Source organism: Rhizobium binae (assembly GCF_017357225.1).
Taxonomy (GTDB): domain Bacteria; phylum Pseudomonadota; class Alphaproteobacteria; order Rhizobiales; family Rhizobiaceae; genus Rhizobium; species Rhizobium binae.
In genome coordinates this window covers 3,539,815-3,555,543 of sequence record NZ_CP071604.1, presented here as the reverse complement: position 1 = coordinate 3,555,543, position 15,729 = coordinate 3,539,815, and the positions used below count along the sequence as shown (strand labels likewise).

Annotated in this window: 18 protein-coding genes; 11 read left to right on the top strand and 7 right to left on the bottom strand. The window is 59.2% G+C overall.

From position 1 onward, the window contains the following. Window positions 1-16 precede the first annotated feature (16 nt). A complete protein-coding gene (locus J2J99_RS17445) occupies window positions 17-1,177 on the bottom strand; it encodes a coiled-coil domain-containing protein (RefSeq protein ID WP_168297299.1) in 1,161 nt (386 codons plus the stop codon). 216 nt (window positions 1,178-1,393) lie between these two features. After that, window positions 1,394-1,981: a DUF1134 domain-containing protein gene (locus J2J99_RS17440; RefSeq protein WP_168297300.1), complete on the bottom strand. Its 588-nt coding sequence runs from the start codon at window positions 1,979-1,981 to the stop codon at window positions 1,394-1,396. Window positions 1,982-2,176: 195 nt separating this feature from the next. Here J2J99_RS17440 and chpT point away from each other — a divergent pair, with 195 nt between their 5' ends. Continuing rightward, the gene (gene chpT / locus J2J99_RS17435) at window positions 2,177-2,824 is read left to right on the top strand and encodes a histidine phosphotransferase ChpT (RefSeq protein ID WP_168297363.1); all 648 of its coding nucleotides are present in this window, start codon (window positions 2,177-2,179) and stop codon (window positions 2,822-2,824) included. Between the two features lie 120 nt (window positions 2,825-2,944). Next, window positions 2,945-3,307 (top strand): response regulator, encoded by a 363-nt coding sequence (locus J2J99_RS17430; protein WP_004675721.1) that lies wholly within the window; start codon window positions 2,945-2,947, stop codon window positions 3,305-3,307. Window positions 3,308-3,525: 218 nt separating this feature from the next. Here the strand turns inward: J2J99_RS17430 and ctrA are convergent, their stop codons facing one another. Beyond that, window positions 3,526-4,227, bottom strand: coding sequence for a response regulator transcription factor CtrA (ctrA, locus tag J2J99_RS17425; RefSeq protein WP_003542362.1), 702 nt, complete (start codon window positions 4,225-4,227; stop codon window positions 3,526-3,528). Between the two features lie 436 nt (window positions 4,228-4,663). On the opposite strand from ctrA, the gene J2J99_RS17420 reads away from it, so the two are divergent. Next, window positions 4,664-5,014 carry a hypothetical protein gene (locus tag J2J99_RS17420; protein WP_009991379.1) on the top strand — a complete coding sequence of 117 codons (351 nt, stop codon included), beginning with the start codon at window positions 4,664-4,666 and terminating at the stop codon, window positions 5,012-5,014. Window positions 5,015-5,266: 252 nt separating this feature from the next. On the opposite strand, the gene J2J99_RS17415 is transcribed toward J2J99_RS17420, so the two are convergent. After that, complete coding sequence (locus tag J2J99_RS17415; protein ID WP_168297301.1) at window positions 5,267-5,545, bottom strand: GNAT family N-acetyltransferase; 279 nt, start codon at window positions 5,543-5,545, stop codon at window positions 5,267-5,269. Window positions 5,546-5,686: 141 nt separating this feature from the next. Between J2J99_RS17415 and J2J99_RS17410 the strand changes: the two genes are divergently transcribed. Continuing rightward, window positions 5,687-6,154 (top strand): paraquat-inducible protein A, encoded by a 468-nt coding sequence (locus tag J2J99_RS17410; protein ID WP_168297302.1) that lies wholly within the window; start codon window positions 5,687-5,689, stop codon window positions 6,152-6,154. Window positions 6,155-6,175: 21 nt separating this feature from the next. Here J2J99_RS17410 and sciP read toward each other — a convergent pair whose 3' ends face one another. After that, a complete protein-coding gene (sciP, locus tag J2J99_RS17405; protein WP_007533628.1) occupies window positions 6,176-6,451 on the bottom strand; it encodes a CtrA inhibitor SciP in 276 nt (91 codons plus the stop codon). Window positions 6,452-7,295: 844 nt separating this feature from the next. Between sciP and J2J99_RS17400 the strand changes: the two genes are divergently transcribed. Further along, window positions 7,296-7,445, top strand: a complete 150-nt coding sequence (locus tag J2J99_RS17400) for a hypothetical protein (RefSeq protein ID WP_168297303.1) — start codon at window positions 7,296-7,298, stop codon at window positions 7,443-7,445. Here J2J99_RS17400 and J2J99_RS17395 read toward each other — a convergent pair. Next, window positions 7,442-8,167, bottom strand: a complete 726-nt coding sequence (locus J2J99_RS17395) for a sugar transferase (protein WP_168297304.1) — start codon at window positions 8,165-8,167, stop codon at window positions 7,442-7,444. The genes J2J99_RS17400 and J2J99_RS17395 overlap by 4 nt on opposite strands. Window positions 8,168-8,741: 574 nt before the next feature. Further along, window positions 8,742-9,539, bottom strand: a complete 798-nt coding sequence (gene cysQ, locus J2J99_RS17390; RefSeq protein WP_168297305.1) for a 3'(2'),5'-bisphosphate nucleotidase CysQ — start codon at window positions 9,537-9,539, stop codon at window positions 8,742-8,744. Window positions 9,540-10,072: 533 nt separating this feature from the next. Between cysQ and J2J99_RS17385 the strand changes: the two genes are divergently transcribed. From J2J99_RS17385 to J2J99_RS17360, 6 genes are all read left to right on the top strand, one after another. After that, window positions 10,073-10,975 carry a branched-chain amino acid ABC transporter permease gene (locus tag J2J99_RS17385; protein WP_012484986.1) on the top strand — a complete coding sequence of 301 codons (903 nt, stop codon included), beginning with the start codon at window positions 10,073-10,075 and terminating at the stop codon, window positions 10,973-10,975. A gap of 4 nt (window positions 10,976-10,979) precedes the next feature. Beyond that, complete coding sequence (gene livM / locus J2J99_RS17380) at window positions 10,980-12,371, top strand: high-affinity branched-chain amino acid ABC transporter permease LivM (RefSeq protein WP_168297306.1); 1,392 nt, start codon at window positions 10,980-10,982, stop codon at window positions 12,369-12,371. Further along, window positions 12,371-13,246, top strand: a complete 876-nt coding sequence (locus J2J99_RS17375) for an ABC transporter ATP-binding protein (RefSeq protein ID WP_168297307.1) — start codon at window positions 12,371-12,373, stop codon at window positions 13,244-13,246. Before livM ends, J2J99_RS17375 begins: the two co-directional genes overlap by 1 nt. Continuing rightward, a complete protein-coding gene (locus J2J99_RS17370; protein WP_205918885.1) occupies window positions 13,246-13,989 on the top strand; it encodes an ABC transporter ATP-binding protein in 744 nt (247 codons plus the stop codon). Before J2J99_RS17375 ends, J2J99_RS17370 begins: the two co-directional genes overlap by 1 nt. A gap of 19 nt (window positions 13,990-14,008) precedes the next feature. After that, window positions 14,009-14,362, top strand: coding sequence for a DUF6867 family protein (locus J2J99_RS17365; RefSeq protein WP_168297308.1), 354 nt, complete (start codon window positions 14,009-14,011; stop codon window positions 14,360-14,362). A 120-nt stretch (window positions 14,363-14,482) separates the two neighbouring features. Further along, the gene (locus J2J99_RS17360; RefSeq protein ID WP_020922104.1) at window positions 14,483-15,604 is read left to right on the top strand and encodes a branched-chain amino acid ABC transporter substrate-binding protein; all 1,122 of its coding nucleotides are present in this window, start codon (window positions 14,483-14,485) and stop codon (window positions 15,602-15,604) included. Window positions 15,605-15,729: the final 125 nt, after the last annotated feature.

Sequence of the window (15,729 nt, the reverse complement as noted above, 5' to 3'; positions counted from 1 at the left end):
TTTTGCGCGACATGCTTTAACGCACCGGATTGGCAATGATGGCGGCCGCCCTGTCGGCAAGGCTGACGCGGTCGTTCGGATTCTTGGCCCCGGCATCCGGCAGCAAGGTTCGGATCGGCGAGGAAGGGCCTTCGTTGAGTGCGGTCAGCGCCACCATATTGGCGGCGATCGAGGCGATCTCCTCGCGGATCGCACCATCACGTCCGGGGATGGACTTTGCCTTCTGCAGGCGCTCGGCAAGGGCGGCGCTGCGCTTGCGGGCATCCTCGCCCATCTCAGCCGCCACCGCGGCGGTATCGAGCATGGACTCGGTTGTGTTTTCGGCTGTCGGTTCCGCCGGCAGGTCCGCCACCATTTTGGCCAAGCCGGCGTCGCGCAGCAGCCGGTTGATCTTGCGGATCTCGGCATTGGCGGCTTTCAACTGCTCCTTCAGCTTGGCGATTTCCTGCTGACGGCGGGCGAGCAGGCTTTCCTTCTCGGCGGCGGATGCGCTCTCGCGCGCGGCCTTGTCTTCCAGACGGATCACCAAGTGCTGCTGCTGTGTCAGTTTCTGCTCGGCATCCTTGGCCCGCTTCTGCAGCAGGGTGACGTCCTGTCGCAATGTATCGCGTTCGTCGCGCAGCGCGTTGGCGCGCAATTTCAGGCTTTCCGCCTCTGTGTCGCGCGCGGCCAGATCGATCCTGAGCCCGTCGGTTTGTTCGCTGAGCTTGCTCAGCCGCGTCCGCATTGCCGCCAGTTCGCTCTCCTTGTTGGCAGCGGATTGCTCGGCAATATGCAGATTGGTCTTCAACTGGCTGATATAGTTCTCATCCTTGCGCAGGTGCGAGCGCTGCTCGGCCGCCTCGACATGCATCTCGCCGATCTGGGCCTGCAATTCCACGATATCGGCGGCAAGCCTGCCGGCATCGACGGCAAGGGAGTCATGCCGCAGTTGAAGCGAGAGGGATTTTTCGCGTTCACGCAGAAGGTCCTGGGTGGTGCGCGCGTTTTCGGCGGCATAAAGGGCGCGCACCATATCTTTCTGGGCGCGAACCTCTTGCGGGCTCAGCGGCATCGTCGCTTTCAGCCGGTTTTCTGTATACCAGACGATGCGGCGGTGTACGGCCGGCGAAATCAGAAAGACGAGGAAGGCCGCGGTCAGGAAGCCCAGTCCGAACAAGAGAGCGTATTCGATCACGGCGAGGCCATCGATTCAATGTTGATACCAAAACAGGATTTCAGCCCAGTCGGCCTAAGATCTGAATCCCGTCTCCGTTGGCCGGAACGTGACATCCGAAAACCGATTACGCGTTCGGTGTCATATTCCGGGTCATCCGTGATGATTAAGCACGCATGGCGCATCGGGGCAAGGCCGCCGATGCGGGTGGCGAGAGTTTCCAACGCTCCTGCGGCTTCAGAAGGGGTTCCAGGTCGGCGCCTGGGTGATCTTGAGGTAGCCGACATTGACGCCGAGTCGGGCGCCGACGCCGGTGCGGATCGGCACGACCAGCACGTCGTTGTTCTTCAGTACCGTCATGCCGACGCCGGCAATCACGTAGGCCGAGCCGCTGACGCCGCCGAAGCGGGCATAGATGCCGTCGATGGAGGGCAGATCGTAGACCAGCATCATGACGCGCGAGCCCTGTCCGCCGTAGTCGATGCCGAGGGAGGGCCCTTGCCAGTAGAGCGGGTGCTCGCCGGCGTTTTTGGTGTTCAGCTGGCCTTCGCCATAGGTGAGACCGGCGATGAAGGCGCCGCCGCCTTCCTGTCCGAGAATGTAACCGTTCGGCAGGCCGTATTTCTGGAAGGCGCTTTCCACCACCTTGGCGAGACCGCCGCTGGCGGAGCCGAAGAAGGAGTGGCCGGTATCGATGATTTCCTGCATCGTATACTGACCGTTGTTCTGAGCGGCGGCCGGCCCGGCAACCATCATCGAGGAAAAGACGAGGGCCGAGAGCAACCTGCAGAAGCCGATGAATCGGTGCGGAAATCGAGGGCGCATGGTGTCATCCGTTCGTCGTTGGTCGGGGAGCGGACAACCGCTCGCGTCAATTGCTGCATTTTGCGCCGATGATCTTAACAATCGGTTTACCAAATATGGTGTCATTATGGCACCCAATACGATCGCAAACTTCGCGCAATTTAGCTGACGCATATTACCGGGCGCGATGAGATTGCCGCCCTTCAGGAGACGATGATGTCCAAGAACCCGAACCTTACCCTATCCGGCCCGGATCTGGCCGCGCTCCTCTGCAGCCGCGTTTGCCACGACGTCATCTCGCCCGTCGGTGCGATCAATAACGGTCTGGAACTTCTGGATGAAGGCGGTGCCGATTCCGATGCGATGGACCTGATCCGCACCAGCGCGCTCAATGCTTCCGTCCGGCTGAAATTCGCGCGCCTTGCCTTTGGCGCATCCGGTTCCGTCGGTGCTTCGATCGACACCGGCGAGGCAGAGCGGGCCGCCAAGGATTTTGCGCTGGCGGAGAAAAAAACCGAGGTGATCTGGAACGGACCGCGCGCCATCGTTGCCAAGAACCGGGTCAAGCTGCTGCTCAATCTCTTCCTCGTCGCCTACTCCTCCATTCCACGCGGCGGCGTGCTCGAGGTGACGCTCGAAAATCCCGAATTCGACGCCAAATTCACGCTCACGGCCAAGGGCAAGATGATGCGCTTGCCGCCGAAATTCGTTGAAATATCGACCGGTACGATCGAAGAGGCAATCGACGCCCATTCGATACAGCCCTATTACACCGTGCTGCTGGCTGAGGAGTGCGGAATGACGCTCGATCACGGCGCCAGCGCCGAGGAATTGGTGTTCACGGCGTTGGTCCCTGCTGCTTGATTTCGGAGCCCGGAACGGTGTCGGCGCCCATCCGGTAACGATTCCTTAGCGTGATGGACCTATCCTCTAGGGTTGTGAGAGGCCTCTTGTTGCGACGAATGCGGGGGCAAAGGAGCAGTCATGCAAAGGTTCATGATCACCGATAATTCGGACATTGTCCGCAAGGTCGGCAAGCGCATTCTCTCCGAACTCGATTTTCTCGTCAGCGAGGCTTCCAATGCCAGCGAGGCGCTGCAGCGCTGCCAGGCGGAACTGCCGGAATATCTGATCGTCGATTCCGGCATGGAAGGCGCCCTCGACCTCATTGCCGCCATCCGCGCCATGGACGGGGGCAAGGACGTCAAGATCTATTACTGCGTCATCGAAGCGGACCTGAAGAAACTGATGGCGGGCAAACGGGCCGGCGCCACGGATTTCCTGCTCAAACCCTTCGATCGCAAGATCCTGACCGCCGTTTTCGGAAATCGAGCGATCGCCGCCTGACGGCCGGCGCATTCCGCCGACATCATCCATTCCCGGAGTCTTCCGCCAAAAAGTGCGCACGCCGGTTGACGCTGCGACTTCGCTTCCTCACCGGGACGATGGACTTCAGGTCGATCAAGGTCTCAGGCCATTTCACTCTCATTGCCAGCCAAAACGAAAAATCCCGCCGGAAGGGCGGGATTTCGTCATCCGATAAGGGGGACCGGAAGATTGGAAGCTCAGGCGGTTTCCGCATATTCGGCGCCATCCGGCTCGCGAAGGACGTAACCACGGCCCCAGACGGTCTCGATATAGTTGGCGCCACCGGCGGCGTTGGCAAGTTTCTTGCGCAGCTTGCAGATGAAGACGTCGATGATCTTCAGTTCCGGCTCGTCCATGCCGCCATAAAGATGGTTGAGGAACATTTCCTTGGTCAGAGTGGTGCCCTTGCGGAGCGAAAGCAGCTCCAGCATCTGATATTCCTTGCCCGTCAGGTGGACGCGCTGGCCGCCGACTTCAACGGTCTTGGCATCGAGATTGACGATCAGTTCGCCGGTCATGATCACCGACTGGGCATGGCCCTTGGAGCGGCGGACGATGGCGTGGATGCGGGCGACGAGTTCGTCCTTGTGGAACGGCTTGGTCATGTAGTCGTCGGCGCCGAAGCCGAGGCCGCGAACCTTGTCTTCGATACCGGCCATGCCCGACAGAATGAGGATCGGTGTCTTGACCTTCGACAGACGGAGAGTGCGGAGCACTTCATATCCGGACATGTCGGGCAGGTTCAGATCGAGAAGGATGATATCATAATCATACAGCTTGCCCAGATCGACGCCTTCTTCACCGAGATCGGTGGTATAAACATTAAAACTCTCAGATTTCAGCATCAACTCGATGCTCTGCGCCGTAGCGCTGTCGTCCTCGATGAGAAGTACCCGCATAATTATCCCCTTTACCGCCGCCGAAAGGTGGTCTGGCCCCCTACACGCTACCGAACAAGCTACGTGATTTGGAAGCTGCCACGAAATGGTTAACAAATTCTGATTCACTCTGGCAAGGAGTATCGAATTTATTAAATAATTTTTCCATTTCTCTGTTTTCCAATAGGAATCTCAAAAAGACGCTCCTCAATTTTAACATTAGGAAACAGCGCTAAGTGATTCATCCGACTCGCCAATGAAAAGGTTCGAAGTTCATGCCGCGGCATTTACCGACCCTTAAATCATCGGGCCTATCATTAACGATGCCCGTAAACGAAAGGTTACCAGCGGTAGGTTTTTGTTAATATCGCAGGAAATTTTTTAGCAAACCGTGTCAAAGCGGCGCGCAGGGCGGTTTCAAGTTGAGCCGGGGTCTCGCATCACGGGAGTAATGCGTATGAAGTCGCGAGAAAGTCTCGTTCGCCTGAAAGAGTTTCAGGTGAACGAAAAACGACGTCAGTTGCAGCAGTTGCAGATGATGATGTCCGAATTCGAACGGATGACGAAGGATCTGGAGAGCCAGATCGTCGTCGAGGAAAAGAAGTCCGGTATATCAGACCCGAATCACTTTGCTTATCCGACCTTCGCCAAGGCCGCGCGTCAGCGGGCCGACAACCTGCAGGTTTCGATCAAGGAATTGAAGATGCAGGAAGAGGCGCTGGAACTGGCGCTTGAGGAGATGCAGGCGGAATATGCAAGGGCGTCGGCGCTGGAAGAACGTGACAGCGGCGCCCGAGCCAGGGCGTAGGAGAAAATGACGGGCGCCGGCTTCGGCGCCCCGGGAATCGCCACAGAGAAGCCATGTATGATGGGCGCGCTGGTCCGTCATACATGGCTTTTGGTGTTTCCCGTCTCACGTCGCGATATCGCCCCTCTGGCGCATCAGCCCGAAAAAATCGGGTTCGCTTTTCGCAAAGCACGATCAGCTGAACGGTTGCTGCATTCCTCGCGGCTCTGAAAAGACGTCGGGGGGTTTAGAAATCGCCGCCAGCCACGGGAATCAGTTCACGACGTCGCGCCAGTCCGGGTGGCGCTGCGCCTGCGCCTTGAAAAAAGGGCAGAGCGGAATGATCTTCCAGCCGCCGGTGCGAGCGGCCTCCACCGCGTGCAGCGCCAATGCTTGGCCGACACCTTTGCCGCGCAGGGCATCGGGAACAGCGGTGTGATCGATGATGATAAGTTTCGGCGATGTGCGCGAATAGGTCATCTCCGCCTGATGCCCTTCTACCTCGGCCGCATAACGTCCGCCGGAGCCGCCTTCCTCGTTTCGAATGTCCATTTGTCTTTCCTCGCAGAGGGATGGGGATATTGTCGCCGGCGACGGTGACACGGCGTCGCGATCATGCCAAGCCGGCGAGGCAGTTCCCGGAGGAGACGCAGTGTTCATGAAAAAGGTCGGATCGGTGCGAGCTTCCGGCGGATGAAGGCGCTTGCGGTGATCCGACCGGTTCTTCTCGTGATTGCGCCGTTCCTGCTGGCGCTTGGCCTCATCTTGCCGCTGGTCCGTTTCGAGACATTGTATTTTTTCGATCAGACCCCGTCGCTCGTCGAAATCGTCGTCTCGCTCTGGCAGGGCGGGGATCGGCTGCTGGCGGCGATCGTCGGACTGGTCTCGATCGTACTACCGATTCTAAAGATGGTTGGGATCGCTGCGGAAGCAACAGGTGCCGGCGGCGGGGCCAGCAGTCTATTTTATCATCGCGTCGTGCCGCATCTGTCCAAGTGGTCAATGATGGACGTGCTGCTGGTCGCGATCGTCATTGCGGCGGCGAAGACGACGGGAGTGGCGGATGCTTTCACCCCGCCTGGCCTGTGGTGCTACGCGGCCTCGTCAATGATTTCGGGCCTTCTGCACTCCCTGACGGGAGACGCATGCGGCCCGAAATAAATCGTCGATGCTGGCGGGCGATCAGTGGCGATACTGCTGAATGCGCGTGGTGCGCAGGCCGGCGAGGCCATGGCTGTTGATCGAGGACTGCCAGGACAGGAACTCTTCGACCGTGAGCGTGTAACGCTCGCAGGCCTCTTCCAAGCTCAACAGGCCACCGCGAACAGCCGCGACAACCTCTGCCTTCCGGCGGATCACCCAGCGCCGCGTATTGGGCGGCGGAAGGTCCGCGATGGTCAGGGGGCTGCCATCGGGGCCGATGACATATTTCACTCGGGGACGTATCATTTCGGTCATTGGACTCTCTACACAACGCAAGACCACGAGCGCCACTCTAGCCTGCCACATTTAAAAATTGCCTAAGCCCAACGTAAGACTTTGATAACAAATTTAGACGCCCCGGAGTGGCGGATGAATGGGCGTCTGCCTCGCGAGCCCACCTCTCCGATCTTGCCTGCATCGGCCCAGTTCGTACGATTTTGACGCTTTCTGTCCCGTTTAGGCAGCCAAGCCGCCTTCAGCGACGCTGCGGCGCGCGCTTCTCATCCCCGGCAACAAGACCGAACCGAAATCGGTCACACGAGATCAGGACGATAAAAAACGCGCCGTCGACAACGGCTGCCGTTGACAACGGGGGCGCTGCATCTTCGTCTCTGCAGTTCGACAGCGGCGAAGAAGGCACGGCTCGATGAGATGGCGGAGCTTGCAGACTTGGATATCCACTGCGCGTCGCAGCAAATGTGATTCATGCGACGCACTTTGAACCACTGCAAATCGTCAGCTTTAGGCCGCCGACCTTTTTTACTGCTGCAGGCCAGTGATGGCGATGAAGCGGGCGATCCTGCCGATCTTCTTTGCCGAGGGTTCGTTTACGAGAAGGCGGCCAATCAGGAAATCGCCATCTCGATGCGTTCTTCCCGGATGCGGCGAAGAATACCGTCGCCTTCGCATTGCGTGACGCTGACCCGAAACAATACATTTTTGCGTTTGTCAGGCAGCTGGCCATGCCGGCAGGGGGCGTCAATGGCAACGCACTACGGCCTGAGGCTATCCAAAGCGCTGCCGGGTCCCTCGCGCTTCAGTCAACGCCTCCTAAGACGCGCGGCGCTGGTTCGGCTGACGGCAGGAGTAGGGACGAGACTTGAATCTTCTCGATCTCGTCGCATGGATCGTTGGGGTATCAGAGGAGCGCGATGGCAAGCTCGATTCGCTCAACCGCATTGCAGGCGTCGCCGGAGCATTTCGGTGCCGGCTGACGGAGCAGCCGGCCCTTTCTCACAATAAAGCCTAGAAGCCTTTTCCGCCGGCCAGTTCCGACAGGACGGTTCCGACAATGATGCGCATATCCATCCAGATCGAGAAATTCCCGACGTAATAGAGATCGCAGGCGATGCGGGCGCGCGCCTTCGCAGGACGATCAGTCGGGCCGCGCAGGCCGCGCATCTGGGCGAGACCGGTCATGCCCGGACGCATTGCGTGGCGCTGGTGGTATTCCGGCACAAGCTCTTCGTAGAGCATGCCGCCGGCGCGCATGCCGATTGCGTGGCAGCGCGGGCCGACGACCGACATGTCGCCCAACAACACGTTCAACAGCTGCGGCAATTCGTCGATGTTCGTGCGGCGCAGGATGGCGCCGATGCGGGTGACGCGCGGGTCGTTCTTCACCGTCTGAGCGACGCCCGAGACATCGCACAGATCGGTGCGCATGGAGCGGAACTTGTAGACTTTGATCGCCTTGCAGTTCCTACCCCAACGGGTCTGCTTGAACAGCACCGGTCCGGGGCTGTCCAGCTTAATCAAGAGGGCGACGAGGAGAAGCAGAGGCGCGAGGACGAGGAGGGCGCTCAACGACGAAACAATGTCGAACGCCCGCTTCAGGACGAGATCCACCCAAGGCGCCTGCGGCGCATCGCTGTGGATTACAGGAGTCTGGATCTTCAGGCTCGGCTGCTGGCGGCGGCTCGGCCGGAAGGACTCTGTCGAAATGGTGTTGTTTAGTTCCGTGATGCTCAAGGATCGTACTCTGTTGTCTTCGAGGGGCGCGGCGGCAATAGGCGATCAATGGTTTACCCTGTCACCAGGGCTGCACTCAGATGTTGGTAACCCTACTAAAACGGAAAAATGCGACAATTGTGTAATGGTGTCCAGTGAAATATCGCATCGCAATAAATCTTTCGCACTTGCGTTAAGTTGAGGCAAACTCATGATATTTCGTTAAGAATTGGAATTTCATCAAGGTTTTTAGGCCTTTGACAGGGGCTTGCGGGGTGCTCCGGACGTGCCTTTTCGGCACGTACCGCATTGCCCAAAGGCGCCATACCTTAACAAAATCCGGGACGAAATTTTTCGGCGAGAACGGTTGGCTGATTACCTTACAGTGCCAAAATGTGACAAAACCAAGGCGGGATCAGCGCGCTTTTGCAGGCAGAAGGTGTGGGGACCCGGACGATTCCCACAGAACCACCTCTGTCGCCCGGCCATGCGAATCAGCAGATGACCGGCGGCCCTGAGATAGCCGGCACGGGGGGCCGAGAAGGCATCGACCTTGTCGCAGTGCAGAACCTTTGCGTGCGGTCCGTGCGGGCGGTTACGCGGGTTCGAGGACGCGCTTCCTGCCGCCCCAGGAAATGAAGTTCGGGTTGGCGAAATCGAAATCGGCCGCCGTTCCGGTCTTGCCATAGGTCAGCGGCGCTCCGTCGAGCGTCACGGTCGAACCGCCGGCGGCGCGAAGTACTGCATCGCCGGCCGCCGTGTCCCATTCCATTGTGCGGGTGAAACGGGGATAGACGTCGGCCTTGCCTTCGGCCAGCAGGCAGAATTTCAGCGACGAGCCGATGTTGGTGCACTTGGAAATCGCATGGTCGGCGAGAAAGGTTCCGGTCTCCGGGCTGTTATGGCGAAGGCTCGCGAGCGCCAGCCGGTCGGCCGGTTGCTCGCGCACGGTGATTGCACTGCGTGCGCCGACGGTGAAATCCTCCGTGACCTCGAGCCTTTCGGCGTGGCCGCGTTCTCCCGAGAAGGCAAGCCCGAGCGCCGGCGCGTAGACGAGCCCGGCCACCGGCGCGCCGTTCTCAATATAGGCAATGTTGACGGTGAATTCCTGCCGCCCGTCGACGAATTCCCGCGTGCCGTCGAGAGGGTCGACCAAGAAGAAGCCCCGACCGCTGATGTCAGGCACTCTGCCGGCGGCGACTGACTCTTCCGCCACGACGGGTATTTCGGGAAAGTCTCGGGCAAGATGCGCAAGGATGATGCGTTCGGCCTCCTCGTCGGCGACCGTGACCGGGCTTGCGTCCGCCTTCATGGCGACGGGAAAGCCTTCACGCAAGACCGTTATGATGGCCTTGCCGGCTTCGAGCGCCGCCCTTTCGAATGTCCTCAGCATTGTCCTTTGCCGTTCGCCGCGCGCCGAGCACCCCTTGTCGCCCGTCCGCAAACCATCCCTGTCATCATACCAGATCTTATATGGTGTTTCGCCCCGCGTTCCCCACACCGATAACTCAGTCTGCAATGCTACCATAAGCCTTCGGTCTTGTCAGACAAAGATGGCAGCCATTCGCTGAAATGAGATTCGCCAAAGCGCGGCGCTGAGGGTCCGAATTTGCTCCATCTTCCAATTTTGTGGAATGGCTTACGCCGCAGGGACTTCATGAAATCATAAGACGAAATCACCGGATGGTTAATTCGGTGCCGGATCTTGGCTAAAAACAGGTCGCGCGTCGCCGATTTTCTGTGGATTTTGGTGCAAAATGCGCCATTTAGCCCTGTTCGAACAAGAATCTGCCGGAGAAAATCCTTTTTGTCTTCACATTTGCAGCGAAACCGCTATGCATGCGGTCATGAGGTCGCCTGAAACGGGTGACCGAAGAACCAAAAAGAGATGCAGCGTATCGGCTCGCATCCAGGGGAAAACGACATATGGAGTATTTCGTCCAGCAGCTCTTCAACGGGCTGACGCTCGGATCCATCTATGGCCTCGTGGCTATCGGCTATACGATGGTTTATGGCATTATCGGCATGATCAACTTCGCCCATGGCGACATCTTCATGCTCGGTGGTTTCGCCGCTCTTATCGTCTTTCTCGTCCTCACATCCATCTTTGCAGGTCTCCCCGTGGCAATTCTGCTGCTGGCGATGCTTGTCGTCGCGATGTTGATGACGAGTTTGTGGAATTGGACGATCGAGCGTGTCGCATACCGGCCTTTGCGCGGTTCATTCCGCCTGGCGCCGCTGATCACCGCGATTGGCATGTCGATCGTGCTGTCCAACTTCATCCAGGTGACGCAGGGCCCGCGCAACAAGCCGATCCCGCCGATGGTCAGTTCGGTCTACCAGTTCGGCAACATTTCGGTATCGCTGAAGCAGATCATCATCATCGTGATCACCGCGGTGCTGCTGACGATTTTCTGGTATATCGTCAACCATACCGCTCTCGGCCGCGCCCAGCGCGCCACCGAGCAGGATCGCAAGATGGCGGCGCTTCTCGGCGTCAACGTCGACCAGACGATCTCGATCACCTTCGTCATGGGTGCTGCGCTCGCTGCCGTCGCCGGCACGATGTATCTGATGTATTATGGTGTCGCGTCATTCGCCGACGGATTCACGCCGGGCGTGAAGGCATTCACCGCAGCCGTTCTCGGCGGCATCGGCTCGCTGCCGGGCGCTGTTCTCGGCGGGCTGATGATCGGTCTGATTGAATCGCTGTGGTCGGCCTATTTCACCATCGCCTACAAGGATGTGGCGACCTTCGCCATCCTCGCTTTCGTGCTGATCTTCAAGCCGACGGGTATCCTCGGACGGCCGGAAGTCGAGAAGGTTTAACGTCATGGCAAACATCGAGAATTCTGCAGGCAAGCCCGATGCCGGACTTGTCCGCAAAGGCCTTACCGAAGCCCTTTTCGCCGCCGTCCTGTCACTCGGCATGTTCGTCCTGTATGTCGGTCTGAAGACCGACCAGAACATCAACAACGAGCTGATCATCGTTCAGCGCTGGGGATTGCTTGCAATCTTCGTCGCTGTCGCCGCGATCGGCCGTTTCCTCATGGTCGTTTTCATCAAGCCGAACATCGACCGCCGCAAGCTCAGAAAGGCACGGGAAGGCGATCTCGACATTTCGACCGAGAAGAACTTCTTCCATCGGCACTTCCTGAAGATCGCGCTGCTCGCGCTGGTGCTCTATCCTGTCGTGATCGTGGCTCTTGTCGGTGCCCAGGGCTCGCTGAAATGGGTCGACAATTTCGGCATCCAGATCCTGATCTACGTGATGCTCGCCTGGGGACTGAACATCGTCGTCGGCCTCGCCGGCCTGCTCGATCTCGGTTACGTCGCCTTCTATGCGGTCGGCGCCTATTCCTACGCGCTGCTGTCGAGCTATTTCGGCCTGTCCTTCTGGGTGCTGCTGCCGCTTTCCGGCATCCTGGCGGCTCTCTGGGGCGTCATCCTCGGCTTTCCGGTGCTGCGCCTGCGCGGTGACTACCTCGCAATCGTGACGCTTGCCTTCGGCGAGATCATCCGTCTCGTCCTCATCAATTGGACCGATGTGACCAAGGGTACGTTCGGTATCTCGAGCATACCGAAGGCGACTCTGTTCGGCATCCCCTTCGATGCGACGGCCGGCGGCTTTGCCAAGCTATTCCACCTGCCGATGTCGTCCGCCTATTACAAGATCTTCCTCTTCTATCTCATCCTGGCGCTTTGCATGCTGACGGCCTACGTCACCATCCGGCTGCGCCGCATGCCGATCGGACGTGCCTGGGAAGCGCTGCGCGAAGACGAAATCGCCTGCCGTTCGCTCGGCATCAACACGGTGACGACCAAACTCACAGCTTTCGCGACGGGCGCAATGTTCGGCGGATTCGCAGGCTCGTTCTTCGCAGCACGCCAGGGCTTCGTCTCACCGGAATCCTTCATCTTCCTGGAATCGGCCGTCGTTCTCGCCATCGTTGTTCTCGGCGGCATGGGGTCGCTGACCGGCATTGCCGTGGCTGCGATCGTCATGGTCGGCGGCACCGAGGCTCTGCGCGAAATGGACTTCCTGAAAGCGGTCTTCGGGCCGGACTTCACGCCGGAACTCTACCGCATGCTGCTCTTCGGCCTTGCCATGGTAGTCGTCATGCTGTTCAAGCCGCGCGGTTTCGTCGGCTCACGTGAACCGACCGCCTTCCTCAAGGAGCGCAAGGCCATATCCGGAAGCTTTACCAAGGAGGGCCATGGTTGATGAGCCCGGTTACCAACACGATGTCGAGCGATACGCTGCTCAAGGTTGAGCACCTGTCGATGAAGTTCGGCGGCCTGATGGCCATCAACGACTTCTCCTTCGAAGCCAAGCGCGGCGATATCACCGCGCTGATCGGACCGAACGGCGCCGGCAAGACCACTGTCTTCAACTGCATCACCGGCTTCTACAAGCCCACGATGGGGATGATCACGCTCAATCAGAGGAACGGTAAACAGTATCTTCTGGAGCGTCTGCCGGACTTCCGCATCACCAAGGAAGCCAAGGTGGCGCGCACCTTCCAGAACATTCGGCTGTTCTCTGGCCTGACCGTTCTCGAAAACCTGCTGGTTGCCCAGCACAACAAGCTGATGCAGGCATCGGGCTATACGATCCTCGGCCTCATCGGCATCGGCCCCTATCGGCGGGAGGCCTCTGCTGCCATCGAGCTCGCGCGCCATTGGCTTGAAAAGGCCGACCTGATCGACCGCGCCGACGATCCGGCCGGCGATTTGCCCTATGGCGCCCAGCGGCGCCTGGAAATCGCGCGCGCCATGTGCACAGGCCCGGAGCTGCTTTGCCTGGACGAGCCGGCTGCAGGTCTCAACCCTCGCGAATCGGCAACGCTGAATGCGCTATTGCAGAACATCCGCGCCGAAACCGGAACCTCCATTCTGCTCATCGAGCACGACATGTCGGTTGTGATGGAAATCTCCGACCACGTCGTCGTCCTCGAATACGGCCAGAAGATTTCCGATGGCACGCCGGATCACGTGAAGCACGACCCGAAGGTCATCGCGGCCTATCTCGGCGTCGAGGATGAGGAAGTGGAAGAGGTGATCGCAACCGTCGAGCAGCTCGAAGGAGGCGCAAACTGATGGGCGACGAAGTAATGACCGGTCAACCGCTCCTTCAGGTGAATGGCGTCGAAACCTATTATGGCAATATCCGTGCTCTGGCCGGCATCGATGTCCAGGTCAACAAGGGCGAGATCGTCAGCCTGATCGGCGCCAACGGCGCCGGCAAGTCGACACTGATGATGACGATCTGCGGCAGCCCACAGGCCCGCACCGGCTCGGTCGTGTTCGAGGGCCGCAACATTACCCATATGCCGACCCATGAAATCGCCCGGCTGCGCATCGCGCAGTCGCCTGAAGGGCGCCGTATCTTCCCGCGCATGACGGTTCTGGAAAACCTTCAGATGGGCGCCGGCCTCGACAATCTCAAATATTTCGCCGAGGACGTCGAGAAGATCTTTACGCTCTTCCCGCGTCTCAAGGAACGTCACGCCCAGCGCGGCGGCACGCTTTCGGGCGGTGAACAGCAGATGCTGTCGATCGGCCGCGCGCTGATGGCGCGCCCTAAACTGTTGCTGCTCGACGAACCCTCGCTCGGCCTCGCGCCGCTGATCGTCAAGGGCATTTTCGAGGCGATCCGCAAGCTCAATGAGCAGGAAGGCCTTACCGTGTTCCTGGTAGAGCAGAATGCCTTCGCGGCGCTGCGGCTTTCGCATCGCGCCTATGTGATGGTGAACGGCAAGGTGACGATGAGTGGTTCCGGCAAGGAGTTGCTTGCCAATCCCGAGGTCCGCGCCGCCTATCTCGAAGGCGGAAGACACTAGCTCGAAGGGAGAGTTTGAGATGCAGGGACTTTTCTTCGAAAGCGATGACAGCGTCCGTCTCGTCATTCGCGCCCTTGTCGTGCTGATCGGCTTCTGGACGGCCTGGCGCGCCGGCAAGGCGGTCGCCGACAGCTGGAACAATTATCCGCTGGCGGTCGTCTACACTTTCCTGCTCGCTTGGGCGATGCAGTTTCTTCACCACGCCCTGTTCAATGGGCCGATGCTCAGCGCTCTCTATTATGGCGTCGATTTCGTGACTCTGCTGGTCTTCTCGACGGCCGGCTTCCGCTATCGCCGCACCAATCAGATGGTCAACAACTATTACTGGCTGTACGAAAAAACTTCCGCGTTTTCGTGGAAGGACAAACATTGACAGTCCGTTGAAACTAGGCATGAATTGCCTTCAGAGTGGAACAGCTTTCCTGGCGCAGTCAATGGTGGGTAATGCGCTGGGCCTTGGACCGGAACCCGCCCAAAAATTGGGAGTAACAATATGAAGAAGTCTCTTCTGTCGGCAGTGGCTCTGACGGCGATGGTCGCCTTCAGTGGCAACGCCTGGGCCGACGTTCTCATCGCTGTCGCTGGTCCGCTGACCGGCCCGAACGCCGCGTTCGGCGCGCAGCTTCAGAAGGGTGCCGAGCAGGCGGCCGCTGACATCAACGCCGCCGGCGGCATCAACGGCGAGCAGATCAAGATCGAGCTCGGCGACGACGTCTCCGACCCGAAGCAGGGCATTTCGGTCGCCAACAAATTCGTGGCCGACGGCGTCAAGTTCGTCATCGGTCACTTCAACTCGGGCGTTTCCATCCCGGCTTCGGAAGTCTATGCCGAAAACGGCATTCTCGAAATCACTCCGGCCGCTACCAACCCGAAGTTCACCGAGCGCGGTCTCTGGAACACGTTCCGTACCTGCGGCCGTGACGACCAGCAGGGCGCTATCGCCGGCAAGTATCTTGCCGACCACTTCAAGGACGCCAAGATCGCCGTTGTTCACGACAAGACCCCCTACGGTCAGGGTCTTGCCGACGAAACCAAGAAGGCCATGAATGCCGCCGGTCTGACCGAAGTCATGTACGAAGGCATCAATGTCGGCGACAAGGACTTCTCGGCCCTCATCGCCAAGATGAAGGAAGCCGGTGTTTCAATCATCTATTGGGGCGGCCTGCATACCGAAGCCGGCCTGATCATCCGTCAGGCTGCCGATCAGGGTCTGAAGGCAACGCTGGTCTCGGGCGATGGTATCGTTTCGAACGAACTGGCCTCCATCGCTGGTGACGCCGTTGCCGGTACGCTCAACACCTTCGGTCCCGATCCGACGCTGAACCCGGCAAACAAGGAACTCGTCGAGAAGTTCAAGGCCGCCGGTTTCAACCCGGAAGCCTATACGCTCTATTCCTACGCTGCGATGCAGGCGATCGCCGGTGCGGCCAAGGCTGCCGGTTCGGTGGATCCTGAAGCCGTTGCCACCGCGATGAAGGAAAAGGGTCCCTTCCCGACAGTTCTCGGCGACATTTCGTTCGACGAGAAGGGCGACCCGAAAATTCCTGGCTACATCATGTACGAATGGAAGAAGGGCGCGGACGGCAAGTACACATACGTTCCGCAGGGCATGTAAGCCTGACTTCCCTTTTGGGGATTTGAGATCGAAGCCCGGTTTCGACCGGGCTTCTTTGTTTGACGGAGGCGTCAGTTTCCCGTCCGCCGCAGTGCCGGTTATCGCTGCAAGCGGGTCCGCCCAAT

Excerpts from the sequence above, each read along its gene's own strand:
- J2J99_RS17440 (WP_168297300.1), bottom strand. The coding sequence starts at position 1,981 with ATGCGCCCTCGATTTCCGCACCGATTCATCGGCTTCTGCAGGTTGCTC.
- chpT (WP_168297363.1), top strand. The coding sequence starts at position 2,177 with ATGTCCAAGAACCCGAACCTTACCCTATCCGGCCCGGATCTGGCCGCG.
- J2J99_RS17430 (WP_004675721.1), top strand. The coding sequence starts at position 2,945 with ATGCAAAGGTTCATGATCACCGATAATTCGGACATTGTCCGCAAGGTC.
- ctrA (WP_003542362.1), bottom strand. The coding sequence starts at position 4,227 with ATGCGGGTACTTCTCATCGAGGACGACAGCGCTACGGCGCAGAGCATC.
- J2J99_RS17420 (WP_009991379.1), top strand. The coding sequence starts at position 4,664 with ATGAAGTCGCGAGAAAGTCTCGTTCGCCTGAAAGAGTTTCAGGTGAAC.
- J2J99_RS17415 (WP_168297301.1), bottom strand. The coding sequence starts at position 5,545 with ATGGACATTCGAAACGAGGAAGGCGGCTCCGGCGGACGTTATGCGGCC.
- J2J99_RS17410 (WP_168297302.1), top strand. The coding sequence starts at position 5,687 with ATGAAGGCGCTTGCGGTGATCCGACCGGTTCTTCTCGTGATTGCGCCG.
- sciP (WP_007533628.1), bottom strand. The coding sequence starts at position 6,451 with ATGACCGAAATGATACGTCCCCGAGTGAAATATGTCATCGGCCCCGAT.
- cysQ (WP_168297305.1), bottom strand. The coding sequence starts at position 9,539 with ATGCTGAGGACATTCGAAAGGGCGGCGCTCGAAGCCGGCAAGGCCATC.
- J2J99_RS17385 (WP_012484986.1), top strand. The coding sequence starts at position 10,073 with ATGGAGTATTTCGTCCAGCAGCTCTTCAACGGGCTGACGCTCGGATCC.
- livM (WP_168297306.1), top strand. The coding sequence starts at position 10,980 with ATGGCAAACATCGAGAATTCTGCAGGCAAGCCCGATGCCGGACTTGTC.
- J2J99_RS17375 (WP_168297307.1), top strand. The coding sequence starts at position 12,371 with ATGAGCCCGGTTACCAACACGATGTCGAGCGATACGCTGCTCAAGGTT.
- J2J99_RS17370 (WP_205918885.1), top strand. The coding sequence starts at position 13,246 with ATGGGCGACGAAGTAATGACCGGTCAACCGCTCCTTCAGGTGAATGGC.
- J2J99_RS17365 (WP_168297308.1), top strand. The coding sequence starts at position 14,009 with ATGCAGGGACTTTTCTTCGAAAGCGATGACAGCGTCCGTCTCGTCATT.
- J2J99_RS17360 (WP_020922104.1), top strand. The coding sequence starts at position 14,483 with ATGAAGAAGTCTCTTCTGTCGGCAGTGGCTCTGACGGCGATGGTCGCC.